The 13,398-nt window shown below is 41.7% G+C and carries 10 protein-coding genes and 1 rRNA gene; all 11 read right to left on the bottom strand.

The genetic code is table 11. The features are described from left to right. Nucleotides 1-109 precede the first annotated feature (109 nt). A complete protein-coding gene (locus tag BQ7489_RS14775) occupies nucleotides 110-841 on the bottom strand; it encodes a NigD1/NigD2 family lipoprotein (RefSeq protein WP_072531694.1) in 732 nt (243 codons plus the stop codon). Nucleotides 842-1,017: 176 nt separating this feature from the next. Further along, the gene (gene glgP / locus BQ7489_RS14770) at nucleotides 1,018-3,597 is read right to left on the bottom strand and encodes an alpha-glucan family phosphorylase (protein ID WP_072531693.1); all 2,580 of its coding nucleotides are present in this window, start codon (nucleotides 3,595-3,597) and stop codon (nucleotides 1,018-1,020) included. 37 nt (nucleotides 3,598-3,634) lie between these two features. Next, complete coding sequence (locus BQ7489_RS14765) at nucleotides 3,635-5,302, bottom strand: glycogen/starch synthase (protein ID WP_072531692.1); 1,668 nt, start codon at nucleotides 5,300-5,302, stop codon at nucleotides 3,635-3,637. 181 nt (nucleotides 5,303-5,483) lie between these two features. After that, entirely contained in the window at nucleotides 5,484-5,945 is a 462-nt protein-coding gene (locus tag BQ7489_RS14760; RefSeq protein ID WP_021971454.1) for an ATP synthase subunit C, read from the bottom strand. 33 nt (nucleotides 5,946-5,978) lie between these two features. Further along, nucleotides 5,979-7,787, bottom strand: a complete 1,809-nt coding sequence (locus BQ7489_RS14755) for a V-type ATP synthase subunit I (RefSeq protein ID WP_072531691.1) — start codon at nucleotides 7,785-7,787, stop codon at nucleotides 5,979-5,981. After that, the gene (locus tag BQ7489_RS14750) at nucleotides 7,784-8,389 is read right to left on the bottom strand and encodes a V-type ATP synthase subunit D (protein ID WP_072531690.1); all 606 of its coding nucleotides are present in this window, start codon (nucleotides 8,387-8,389) and stop codon (nucleotides 7,784-7,786) included. The genes BQ7489_RS14755 and BQ7489_RS14750 overlap by 4 nt, the downstream gene beginning before the upstream one ends. A 19-nt stretch (nucleotides 8,390-8,408) precedes the next feature. After that, the gene (locus BQ7489_RS14745) at nucleotides 8,409-9,728 is read right to left on the bottom strand and encodes a V-type ATP synthase subunit B (RefSeq protein ID WP_072531689.1); all 1,320 of its coding nucleotides are present in this window, start codon (nucleotides 9,726-9,728) and stop codon (nucleotides 8,409-8,411) included. A gap of 30 nt (nucleotides 9,729-9,758) precedes the next feature. Further along, on the bottom strand, nucleotides 9,759-11,516 hold the full coding sequence (locus BQ7489_RS14740) for a V-type ATP synthase subunit A (RefSeq protein WP_072531688.1): 1,758 nt from the start codon (nucleotides 11,514-11,516) through the stop codon (nucleotides 9,759-9,761). Nucleotides 11,517-11,530: 14 nt separating this feature from the next. Next, on the bottom strand, nucleotides 11,531-12,370 hold the full coding sequence (locus BQ7489_RS14735; protein WP_072531687.1) for a DUF2764 domain-containing protein: 840 nt from the start codon (nucleotides 12,368-12,370) through the stop codon (nucleotides 11,531-11,533). A 9-nt stretch (nucleotides 12,371-12,379) separates the two neighbouring features. Then, complete coding sequence (locus tag BQ7489_RS14730; protein ID WP_072531686.1) at nucleotides 12,380-12,970, bottom strand: V-type ATP synthase subunit E family protein; 591 nt, start codon at nucleotides 12,968-12,970, stop codon at nucleotides 12,380-12,382. A gap of 323 nt (nucleotides 12,971-13,293) precedes the next feature. After that, nucleotides 13,294-13,398 (bottom strand): 5S ribosomal RNA (rrf, locus tag BQ7489_RS14725).

Here is a 13,398-nt window from a genome sequence, read left to right as displayed (position 1 = left end):
ATCTGCAAAAATAAAAAAATCAGATACATGGCAAAGCCTATAAAGAAAAAAGTATCACCTTCCCCTAGAGGAACAATGATACTTCCTTTCATTCTATCTTACTTAAAACTTATTTGATCCTTATCACATCCGATTCAATCACCTGTTTTGCCGATTCCGGAAGAGGTTCTTCCTTCTGAGTGAAGGTTATGAAGCGTTCACCGTAAATAGCATCGTTGACACGTAATTTGATACCTTTTGCCTCATTTAACGGCAAACTGTCCAAATTATAGGAAACCACTCCCGGCACTACATAGTCCAACGTATCTCCATATGTATTATACCGATATTCGAGATGGATATATCCATCGTCTGCAATGGCCGGTTCCGATGCTCTTTTGACCAGACTGACCAGATGCTTCAACTTTTCCGGAGCCTTCTGCTTGAACATCAGATTCATATAACCGCCCGAAATCCATAAATCGGTAATATAAGCAGGATCATCCCCCAATTCTTTATCATTCTCTGCAGTCAGACTCTCAACAGACTTTGTCAGAATAGGATATATCATTTCAGGCTTGATACCTACATCATAACCTCCGTAATTGTCATAAAGCGGATTGAAATAAAGCAAAGCACGCTGACCTTCTACCGGATAATATCCCCAAATGGCATTGGCAGCCGGAAACATAGTTCCCCATGTATCACCTGTAAAAGTATACAGACCGTCACTTTCCACATGGACCGTAACCCAGTCAATCCCGATATCCCCGATTGAATAACCGTCATCATCACTACAGGATTGCAGGAAAACGGTCAGAAAAACAAACGTTAATATCCAATATCTTTTTAGTTTTCCCATAATATTGTCCTTTCTATATTTAAAGTTTCATCTATAAAATGAGCTAATATACCAAAGACTGCATGGAATAAACAAAAAAACTTTTCGAAAAGTTTAATTTTTCAAAGAAAAAACGCAGCCTTCATGATTTCATGAAGACTGCGCCTCGCTTTAATATATCAAGATTGTAAATGAAATCAATTCAATTTACCCTCATTGAACCAACGTACATAACAGAAATCCTGACGATGAGCAAAATCAGCGTTTTTCGGGAACATACGGTATGAAACCTTGAAGCTTCCAGCATTCGACAAGCTATGAGTCATCTGGAATGTATACAGATTACCTTCATGTTTCACCACTTCCATCGGAGTTACAGAATAAACATATTCCTTACCTTCCTCATTGGTGTATGTTACAACCATTTCAATGCCAATTACATCATCCAATCCCTGTTCGTCCACTACACAGGTAATGGTATATTCCTTACCGCTCTCAACGTTACCCTGCAGAAGTTCCTCGCATTTCTCGAGAGAAACGACTTTGATTGAGTCCCACTTGGCAGCAACTTCTTCTTTCCATTTGGCTATTTCTTTTGCCTTAGCAAAATTATTAGCTTCCAATGCATGGAATCTTTCGGCTTCACGCCCGTAGAACTTGTCGAAATAGTCATCCAACTGACGTTTCATTGTATAATGAGGAGCAATCTGGGCTATGGAGTTCTTGATTGTCTTTACCCATCCTTCAGAATAACCCTTCTTGTTACGAGCATAATACAACGGTAAGATCTCAGTTTCAAGGATACTATAGATGGTAGCTGCATCCAGCTGATCCTGATGTTCCTGGTTCTGGTAAGTACGTTTTTCGGTCAATGCCCATCCGGCACCTTCACGGTAACCTTCCAACCACCATCCGTCAAGTACAGAGAAATTGACTACACCGTTCATCAACGCCTTTTCACCCGATGTACCAGATGCTTCCAACGGACGTGTCGGTGTATTCATCCAGATATCTACTCCAGATACTAGACGACGTGCCAACTTCATATCATAGTTTTCCAGGAAAATAATCTTACCCAAGAATTCAGGACGCTTAGAAATTTCAACAATCTTCTTGATCAGTCCCTGACCGGCACCGTCATGCGGATGAGCCTTACCGGCAAAAAGGAACTGGACAGGATAATCAGGGTTATTGACTATCTTAGACAAACGGTCCAAATCGGTAAACAGCAGATGGGCACGCTTATAAGTGGCAAAACGACGCGCAAAACCGATAAGCAATGCATTAGGATTAATCTTATCCATCAAAGAAACCACACGTGAAGGATCGCCTTGGTTCTTCAACCACGTATCACGGAACTGATTACGGATGTAATTGATCAGTTTGTTCTTCAATGCCAGACGAGTCTTCCAGATCTCTTCATCAGGAACATTGTAAATAGCTTCCCAGATCTTCGGATTCGACTCATCATTCATAAAGTCCTTATCGAAATACTTGTTATACAGTTTTTTCCATTCAGAAGCACACCATGTAGGGAAATGTACACCGTTTGTAACATATCCCACATGATTCTCTTCCGGGAAATAACCTTTCCAGATACCGGAAAACATCTGCTGGGAAACTTTTCCATGTAACCAGCTTACACCATTGACTTCCTGGCAAGTATTACATGCAAAGGTAGACATACAGAAACGTTCATTATGGTCACCCGGATTTATACGGCCCAGATCCATCAGGTCATCCCAGGAAATACCCATACGTTGAGGATAACCACCCATATACTTGCCGAACAGACCTTCATCGAAATAGTCATGACCGGCAGGAACCGGAGTATGTACAGTATACAATGAAGAAGCGCGGAGCACTTCCAATGCCTCATCGAATGTCATTCCGCTTTCTACATAATCACACAAACGCTGGACATTACATAATGCGGCATGTCCTTCATTGCAATGATAAATATCTTTCTTTATACCCAATTTCTTCAGCAACAATACACCACCGATACCCAACAGGATTTCCTGTTTCAAACGGTTTTCCCAATCGCCACCATAAAGCTGATGAGTGATAGGACGGTCATATTCACTGTTCATTTCGTTATCAGTATCCAACAGATACAATGGAACCCGTCCTACATTTGCTCTCCATACATAGGCATGTACATAGTAATTCAGATAGGGAACATCCAGAACCATCTGACTTCCATCCGGATTGGTCACACGCTCAATCGGCAGGCTCCCGAAAGTCTGAGGTTCATAGTTTGCAATCTGCTGTCCGTCCATGGACAAACTTTGGGTGAAATATCCGTAACGATACAAGAAACCTACACCACACATATCAACGTTACTGTCTGAAGCCTCCTTCAAATAATCACCGGCAAGAATACCCAAACCTCCTGAATAGATTTTCAAGACATGGGTCAAACCATATTCCATACAGAAATAGGCTACAGACGGACGGTTCTTGTTCACAGGTTCTTTCATGTATGCGTCAAACTTGTCATACACTTTATTGATCTTAGCCAAAACTCCTTTGTCTTCCGACAATGCCTCCAGCTTTTCATAGCTTAATCTTTCCAACAAAGCTACTGGATTCTGTCCAACGACCTGCCACAACTCCGGATCCAATTCACGAAACATTTCAATTGCCTCATCATTCCAAGACCACCAGAGATTGCGGGCCATAATCTGCAGCATCTTTAATGATTCCGGGATACGAGATTTGACCGTAATCTCTTTCCAAACCGGAGCGTTAGCATTATTAGTTTTTACTTTCATATCACTTTTAATTTAGTATAATAATGATTCAACGTTATTAATTAGCAGACAAGCGTTTATCCCTATTGCGCAAAGCAACGTCATACGCTTCATAGTAATACTGGATAAAATGTTTCCACAAAGCCTTTTCAGCTATAGCAGCCGCATTCCTTCTGATTTTATTTATTTCCCCATTCGAGAGATTTGAGAATTCAGATATAGTATCCCTGATAGCATCAGCTACTTCAGAATAGTTATAATCGGTACGGTGTATCACTTTCACACCATCTTTCAGTTCCGAATATTTTCCTCCCTTCAATGAATTCACCCATAATCCAAATCCGGCAAGATCGGTGGTAATAGTAGGAACCTTGAAAGCAATACTTTCCAAAGGAGTATATCCCCACGGTTCATAATAGGAAGGATATACACTCAAGTCAAGTCCTATCAACAAGTCGTAATAGCTTTCATTCAAAATACCATCCCTGGCATCCAGATAGCAGGGCACAAAAATCACCTTCACCTTTGAATCTGCCGCATTCGACATATTCATATACTTCAACATATCCAGAACCTGGTCATGGCTCATATTATGCAGCCAATGGGTAATGAACGGACATTCCAAAGGAGTATCATAATCCTTATCGCTCTTCAACCGTTCAAGCAGGTCTTCACGGACATCGCCGACCCAACTGGGAACATATATGAATGCAAGAACATCCTTCTTGAGATTTTTGTCGCGCGTCAAGCGGTTCAACGATTCCAGATACACATTGATACCTTTATTCTTGAACTCATAACGTCCGCTCGTTCCGATAATTAATGTATCATCGCTTAATCTCGTTCCCAACAGTTTATTTGCCAGATTCAGGAACATCTCCCGAGCATGCTTACGCTTTTTGGAAAAGACATTTGCTTTCGGGACAAAATCATCTTCAAAACCGTTCATCAGAATAACGTCAGCCGGCTTATCCAACAATTCTTTGCATTCATTATTGGTAATTTCACTTACGGTAGTGAAACAATCCACATTATGAGCAGTCTGCTTTTCTATAGAATGTTTGGATTCCATATTAAGCTCACGTGCCATTTGGTCACCGTTATAAGCAAACAAATAATCATACAGAGGTTTATTGTTCCCGGCTATGGAACGTCCGATAGAAGTTGCGTGTGTTGTAAAAATCGTCGCTATTTCCGGAACATGTTTTTTCAGATACAAAGCTCCCATACCGGTCATCCATTCATGTGCCTGATAAATGACTTTATCCTGTACACTCAAATTATACCGATAAAAACTTTCAACGACCTTACCTGCAGCATATGAAAACATTGAAGCTTCATCATAATCGCCATATGCATGAAGTGAATCTACTTTAAAATCTTCCCACGCTTTGGTATAAATGTCGTTTTTCTGAGCATAAAATGGAGTAAAGTCTACCAATATAGTGATAGGATTCCCAGGTATATTCCATCTGCCAATCCTTATTTTTAACCCATCCCGCTCTATAGCATGCCTACGCCATGCTTCCAATAATTTTTCATCTTCGGAAAACAATGGGTTCTCCTTTTCCAGCCAAAAATCAGGCCCGATAAAGAAAATCCTGTCAGGAAATGCGTCCTGCAAGGTTTTTGCCCTTGTAGATAAGACTGTATAAATGCCGCCAACCTTATTGCACACTTCCCAACTAGATTCGAAAATGTAATCAGGTTTCAATAGCTCCTTCATTTTTGTCTATATTATTTCTAATCAGCGCCAAAGTTAGGAAAAAAATATTGTATTACGGGAAAAACGAAATGTTTTTTTATGCACATATTGTATCACTTTTTTACAAATAATTACAAAAAAAGGCATCTTGCGACCCACAAGACCACAAGATGCCCTCAATTATAAGACCTACAAAAGACTATCAAGCCAATGCTGAACCCATCAAGAATGTAGCTGCCAAAGCAACAATTGCATACAATTCAGGGAATACTGCCAGAATCAAAGTATTACCGAAAACATTATGTCCCTGACCGATAGCTGCTATACCATTTGCACATACCTGTCCCTGACGGATGGCAGAAAACAAAGCGACAAGTCCCAAACCGATACCGGAACCTAACACAGCACATGCCTGAATAGCCGAAATTTCCGGAGTCAACACATTAAAGATACTTTGGAACATAAAGTAACCGGCAAATCCATACAGACCTTGTGTACCTGGCAAAGCTGTAAGCACCAAGAAGTTACCAAATGCACTGTCGTTCTTCTTCAAAGCGCCGATAGAAGCATTACCTGCGATAGTTACACCATAAGCACTACCGATACCCGACAAACCTACCATAATTGCAATGCCGATGTAGGCAATCAAAAGATTCATTTCCATAATTTTATTCGATTTTATTAGTTTTATACTCTGTTATTTTTTAAATGGCTTATATTCTTTACCTCCACCTTCATATCCCGAATTCTTGAAGAACTCGACGAAAGTCAGACGCATCGGATGAACCATCGCACCCAAAACATTCATAAACATATTGATTGAATGGCCGATTACAAATATCAAGACCATCACAATCGGACCGGCAATAATATTGTCCGGACTCATTCCCTCAGCCAGACTGTTGAATACGCTTGCCAGGATGCCACCTGATAATCCCAAAGCAAACAGACGCACATACGAAAGGATATCACCCAGCAGACCGGTTGCCATGTTATAACTGTCCCATAAGCCAAGTCCGATATTGACGAATACATTCTTATCAGGACTATTATAGAGATATACCATCAATGCACCGATAGCCAGAATGCCCAAATGCACCGTACCTCCCATCGGCATAAGTCCCGGAGCGGCAAATGCAACTGCCGAACTTACCAGGATAAATAACCATCCGATGGTACCTACAGCATACTTGAACCCTAACTGGATGGTCTGGTTCACTGCTTTCAGAATCATACCAAAAATAATCTGTACAGCTCCTAAAATCAACGAAAGATTAAACATCTGCTGGTTGTCCAGGAACACAGTATCCTTCATATGCTGGAAGAACGGTATATGGATATCATAAAGACTGAAGCCGAAACAGGTTCCAGTCAACAAACCACATACCATTGTCGCGGCACCCAACAGTTGCACCAACGTCAATATTGGTTTCATAGACTGACTGATCTTTTTGGCAAACAGACGGTATAAAGTCACTGCCAACAAAATAAAGGCCCCATACCCCGAATCTCCCAGACACAAGCCGAAGAACAACATGAAGAACGGAGCAAAAAATGGAGTAAGATCCAGTTCGTTATACTTCGGAAGCATATACAAACGCATAATCGGTTCGAACAGTCGGAAAAATCCTTTATTGTCCAATAAAATCGGGACATCATCATCCGGTGTCGGATCGGAAACTTCATAATATACTTCCTGTGTATCCAGGAACCTTTTCACTTCTTCCAGCTGTTTGACCGGAATCCACCCTTCCAACAGCATCAGCTTATTGTCTGCCAAAGAATCGGTATTCAATACGACTTTAGAAAACTCAATGCGGGAACAAACTTCAGCCTGAGCTTTCTGCAAGCCAGGTATTGAAGATGCTGCAATATTTTTTAGTCTTCCGTTGATTTCTGTTTCCATAGCCGTCAGATCTTCAACCTTATGCTGCAAGGTATCCAAAGAAACTTCAGGCAGACGAACAGCTTCCACATCAAGGTCCACGACTTCACCTACAGGTGTCACCGTTATAAAATAGAGCTTAGACCCGACTGTATTAATTACTGTTGCATGGTACATCTCTGTCCACTCCTCCTTAAACTGCTTCTCAGAACAGACAAAGAAACTGATATTATAACCTGCATCATGTAAACGCGTTATATTTTGCGGATCAAAATTTCCCCAAGGATCAAGGGTCGCGATTTCCTTATCCAGCAACTGCTTCTGATACATCAGCTGCTGCATTTTCTGCTGCAGGCTTTCTATCTCTGCCAGAATATCTTCCCCCTTCCGGGAATCATCAGAATGCAAACCATCCTTTTCCACATTCAACCCCTGCAACATCTTTATGGCAGATGCATACCGGGCCGACAGTTTCAAAGTATCCTGCAATTCGACATTTTCAGCAGATCCCTGAGACTTGGTAACGACATGTACCACCCCCAAATCACGGATACCTTTCAGGAAATCTTCATATTCCTTATAAAAGACAAGGAACGTCAGCTTTTTCATTTTAGCAATCATACTTCAGCCTCCTTTCTTTTTTCCTGTAGCGATTTCAGAATCTTTTGAGACGATTTCGACAGATTCTCTTCATCTTCCATGAAACGTTTGATTTTTCTCAAAGCATCCTGATATCCCGGAATCTGTACTTTTTCGAACAGATTCACTTTCTGCGTCGTCTTCTTACGCGCATGTTCCAGCAAGCCTAATTTTGCCAGCGTAAATTCCCGTTCAATAGCCGTTCTCGCCAATCCTTTCAAGATATGGATACCATCGGCATACCATTTCGGACTACTGAACAAACTAAAAGGAGATATTTCAAAATCTACATCTTCGAGTAACGGTACACGTACTCCGGCAATCTTGCGAACTCCCAGATGAACATCCTTCACTTTTATCAATGAAGTATCGAATTCATTCCAAAGGGCGAACATGGCTTCGTACATCTGGATTTGTTCTTCCAGACTTTCTTCCAACTCCGTTGCCTCAGTCTTACAACGCTTTACCTCCAGCCGCAACGCACTCTCCTTATTCTTGATAATAGGCAGCGTACGCACACGGATCTTGAGCTGTTTCTCAAGCTGTTGCAACGAAGTCTTGTTATATTGAAACTTTATAGCCATATTTCTGTCTGTTTATGAATCACTTCTTCCAATACTGGTCAACAAACTCCTTCTTGATATTCACTTCTTCCGGTTTGAAATATTTGCTGAACAACCCCCAAGTTACATCCAGCATCTCGGTCGTATCCAAATTGACATCGATAGCCAGCAACTGGTTTGCATAATCCTTAGCAAAAGCCAAAGCACGCTCATCATAATTCGTCAGATCGAAACCATTTTCCATCTTAGTCTTCGCATTGGCGGCATCGGCATACAGACGAACGGCCGCATTCATCACTTGCGGATGATCCTTACGCGTCTTCTTACCGCTTACCAACTGCTTCAAACGTGACAATGAACGGAATGGGTCTACAATTACCTTACCGATATCACTGTCACGACGCAAGAAAAGCTGTCCCTCAGTAATATAACCGGTATTATCCGGTACAGCGTGAGTAATATCACCTCCCGACAATGTAGTTACAGCTATGATGGTAATGGAACCTCCACTTGGAAACTGTACAGCCTTTTCATAAATCTTAGCCAAATCGGAATACAAAGAGCCCGGCATGGAATCTTTCGACGGAATCTGATCCATACGGTTTGATACAATAGCCAACGCATCGGCATACGATGTCATATCGGTCAATAGAACCAGAACCTTCTCATTATGCTCTACAGCAAAATATTCAGCTGCAGTCAAAGCCATATCTGGAATCAACAGACGTTCTACCGGAGGATCCTCGGTAGTATTCATAAAACTGATGATACGGTCCAGTGCACCGGCATTAGAAAATACATTCTTAAAATACAGATAGTCATCGTTTGTCATACCCATACCACCCAAAATAATCTTGTCGGTCTGCGCACGTAAAGCCACCATTGCCATAACCTGGTTAAAAGGCTGGTCCGGATCGGCAAAGAACGGGATTTTCTGTCCTGAAACCAGTGTATTGTTCAAGTCAATACCGGCAATACCGGTTGCGATCAGTTCGGAAGGCTGTTTACGACGGACCGGATTGACCGAAGGGCCACCGATTTCCACCTCCGTTCCTTCAATTTCCGGACCTCCATCAATCGGCTCTCCGAAAGCATTGAAGAAACGTCCGGCCAACTGCTCACTGACTTTCAACGTAGGTGCCTTTCCCAAGAATACCACTTCAGAATTGGTCGGAATACCTTCCGTACCTTCAAAAACCTGAAGCGTTACATCATCACCGGCAATCTTCACCACCTGGGCCAGTTTGCCGTTTACCATAGCCAGCTCATCATATCCTACTCCTGTAGCCTTCAGGGAACAGGTAGCTTTTGTTATCTGGCTAATTTGAGTATATATTTTTTGAAAAGCTTTTGTTGCCATTTTCTTTCTGATAATTAATGATTTGCCCTATTATTTCACACGCCTCTCGGCAACCAGTTCATCCAACTGTTTACGGAACTCCTCATATTGTTCAGACTTATATTTGGAGTAGTTCATCTGCTTACAGATATTGATCATCTTCTTGAAATAGTTCATAACCTCTATGAAGTTATCAAACTTGAAATCAGCACGGCAAATATCGATAACCATATCTACAATCTCCTCCTGACGTTCCATCGGAGTAACCGAATCGACCTCATCAAACGCATCCTGCTGCAAAATCACAAAGTCTATCAGTTCCGATTTCCAGAATGTTTCATGGTATTCTACAGGAACTCCGTCATCACCCAAGATATTGATCTGTTCGGCAATTTCCTTACCACGAAGCAAACGTGTCTTCAATTCATTTACCTTCCCGATCCACTGGTCATTGATACGTTTGGTTATATAATCTTCAAATTCCGGATATTCGAGGTATTTAGAATAAGAATCAATAGGGTTGACAGCCGGATAACGTTTGCGGTCGGCACGTTCCTGTTCCAAAGCATAGAAACAACGCGCAACCTTCTTGGTATTTTCGGTCACAGGCTCCTTCAGATTACCTCCGGCCGGTGATACCGTACCGATAAAGGTAATGGAACCAGTCTGCCCGTTATACAGATGCACATAACCGGCACGTCCATAGAAATTGGAAATGATAGCCGACAGGTCCATCGGGAACGCATCCGGTCCAGGCAACTCTTCCATACGGTTAGACATCTCACGCAACGCCTGTGCCCAACGTGAAGTAGAATCGGCCATCAGCAAGACCTTCAATCCCATAGCCCGATAGAATTCGGCCATCGTCATTGCCGTATAGACAGAAGCTTCACGGGCAGCAACCGGCATATTTGACGTATTCGCAACGATAATAGTACGTTCCATCAGCTTACGCCCTGTATGAGGGTCGACCAGTTCCGGAAACTCCGTAAAGATTTCAACGACTTCATTCGCACGTTCACCACAGGCAGCGATAATAACGATATCGGCTTCAGCCTGTTTGGATATAGCATGCTGCAAAACGGTCTTTCCTGTTCCGAACGGACCGGGAATAAACCCTGTTCCCCCTTCAACAATCGGATTCAACGTATCAAGGACACGCACACCGGTTTCAAGCAATTTATAGGGACGCGGTTTTTCCAGATAATTGGTCATAGCCTTCTTGACCGGCCACTTCTGGATCATATTCACAGGAATTTCTTTACCATTCTTATCTGTCAGGACTACAACAGTATCTTCAATCGTATATTCACCCTCCGGTACTATTGATTTTACTTTATATTTTCCTGTCAACTGGAACGGTACCATAATTTTCAATGGCTGATGATTCTCTTCCACTTCGCCCAACCAAGCTGAAGGACCCACTTCATCTCCTTCTTTCACTATAGGCTTGAACAGCCACTTCTTTTCCTTATCCAACGGATAAGTATACTGTCCTCTCTTCAAGAAAACGCCTTCCATCTTGTCGAGGTCATTCTGCAAGCCATCGTAATTTTTCGACAGCATGCCTGGTCCCAATGTCACTTCCAACATGTGACCGGTAAATTCGGCTTCAGCTCCCACTTTAAGTCCACGGGTACTTTCAAACACCTGGACATATACGTTCTTGCCTACCACCTTGATAACTTCCGCCATCAAACGGTCACCTCCGGTATGGATATAACAGATTTCATTCTGGGATACCGGACCGTCGACAGTCAGTGTTACCATATTAGCAATAACACCTAAAACAGTTCCTTTTGTTGCCATTTTATTTAATTTTACTATTTTCTAAACTCTTCGGGAATCTGAACCTCATTCTTCAGATTCTGAATCATCCGACGGAACAATTCATTTCCCTTTTCCTTATCCAACGATACCCAACGTCCAATCATCTCTAGCTCCAGCAGGAAAACGAACAAACGTTCAATAGTGAAATAGTGGAAAAAAGACTCATCCTCCAGCCATTTCCATTTCAGCTGGTCAATCTTCTTTTCACGTTCCACCAGATCTTCAATTTCTGCAATACGTTGCACCGGTTCAAAATAACCGACCATTTCCGTCAATCCGAAATCACGGGCATTCGAAGAACGTAGCTGGTCACATACCGTTGTATTTCCAACAATGCATTCCACCACATCCATCTTATACTTACGTGCAACCAAAGCTGCCAGAATATTATTGACATTCAGATTAAATTCGAACCAGGAAGAAATGAACGGATTGCTACATGCCATCGCATAAGCGTAATATAAGGAAGAAAGCATATCCTCTGCCCTATATATTTCTTCTGCAGGAAGCTGTATGTACCGAGTGATAAAGTCAGCCATGTAAGAAGGATATTTCTTATCCGGAACATCTCCGTCACGCACCACATCAATCAAAGACACCAGATCCTCCGCAGAAAAGTTTCCTTTTCCACCAGTCTCAGCATCCTTGCTCTTCAAAAGCTTCAATAAATCGGCATTGTCATACTGCAGATAAAAAAGATCTACCAACCTCCGATCTTTGCCCGACAGCTCCGGATACAGATCCATCCTAAAATCAGCTACTGAATAACTGAGCTTCCCGTCTTCCAATGAAATATCGGGCAAGCCAGCCACCAGACAATAATACGTACTCATAATTTAAGGTTAAAACAACATTTCAACTAATTGCGGACGAAGGAAATCCTTGAAAAAGTTTTCAAATTCTTCTTCTCCGAATGTCACCTTATATGAACCGTCAGCAGGTGTAATTGAGAATAAGGACTTCATACCGTTCACTTCCTCTATCCTGACTCCTTTGTCAAGCAGCGCCTTAGCTTTAGAAGCAAAATACTTTTTCAAGGCTTCCGCATCATTGACAGATATCACAATTTCCTCTTTCTCGGCCCATTGGACAGCCAATGACAGAATAAACTTGTTCAGAAAATCCTTATCGGCCGTAACCCCCTTCACTGCATCGGTTACAGTCTGATTCGTCAACAGATCAGTCACCTCAGTCTTCAATGCATTGACAGCCTGTCTAGCAAACAATTTAAGCTCCGATTTTGTATTCTCGGCCAACTCATCAGCCGATTTATGAGCATCGGCAATAATAGACTCAGCCTCCTTTTGTGCATCGGCAATCAATTTCTGAGCCTTTTGTTGAGCTTCATTTATCAATCGCTGAGCTTCTTCATTTCCTTTTTCAACACCCTCACGATAGATTTTATCAGTAAGCTTCTGAATATTGTTTCCCATGATCTTAAAATATAAAATTAATTTAAACTCTCACTAAAAAATAACATATACAATTTTCTCCAAATATACACTTTTTCATAACCAGGACAATATCCGATATTTAATAATCCAACCTAAATATGCTGCAAAATATCTATATTGTTTCAGATTGATAACAATAACTATTTGAAGTTGTCTATTACAAAAACATTTAAAGATATTCTTTTTATTAAGAAAGTGCAAATTAAAAACGATAGAAAATAAAAAAACGGGAAAATAAACAAATATCAGAGTAACATGCACAAAAAAAGCCCCGAAGTCGGACTGACCTCGGGGCCTTGATAAGACGGCGACTACCTACTCTCCCACTTTTACGCAGTACCATCGGCGTGACGAAGCTTAACTTCTCTGTTCGGAATGGGAAGAGGTGGAACCTTCGTGCCATAGTC

Origin of the sequence: Bacteroides ilei, from assembly GCF_900128495.1 — a bacterium.
GTDB lineage: Bacteria > Bacteroidota > Bacteroidia > Bacteroidales > Bacteroidaceae > Phocaeicola > Phocaeicola ilei.
This window is presented reverse-complemented; position numbering and strand designations above follow the sequence as displayed.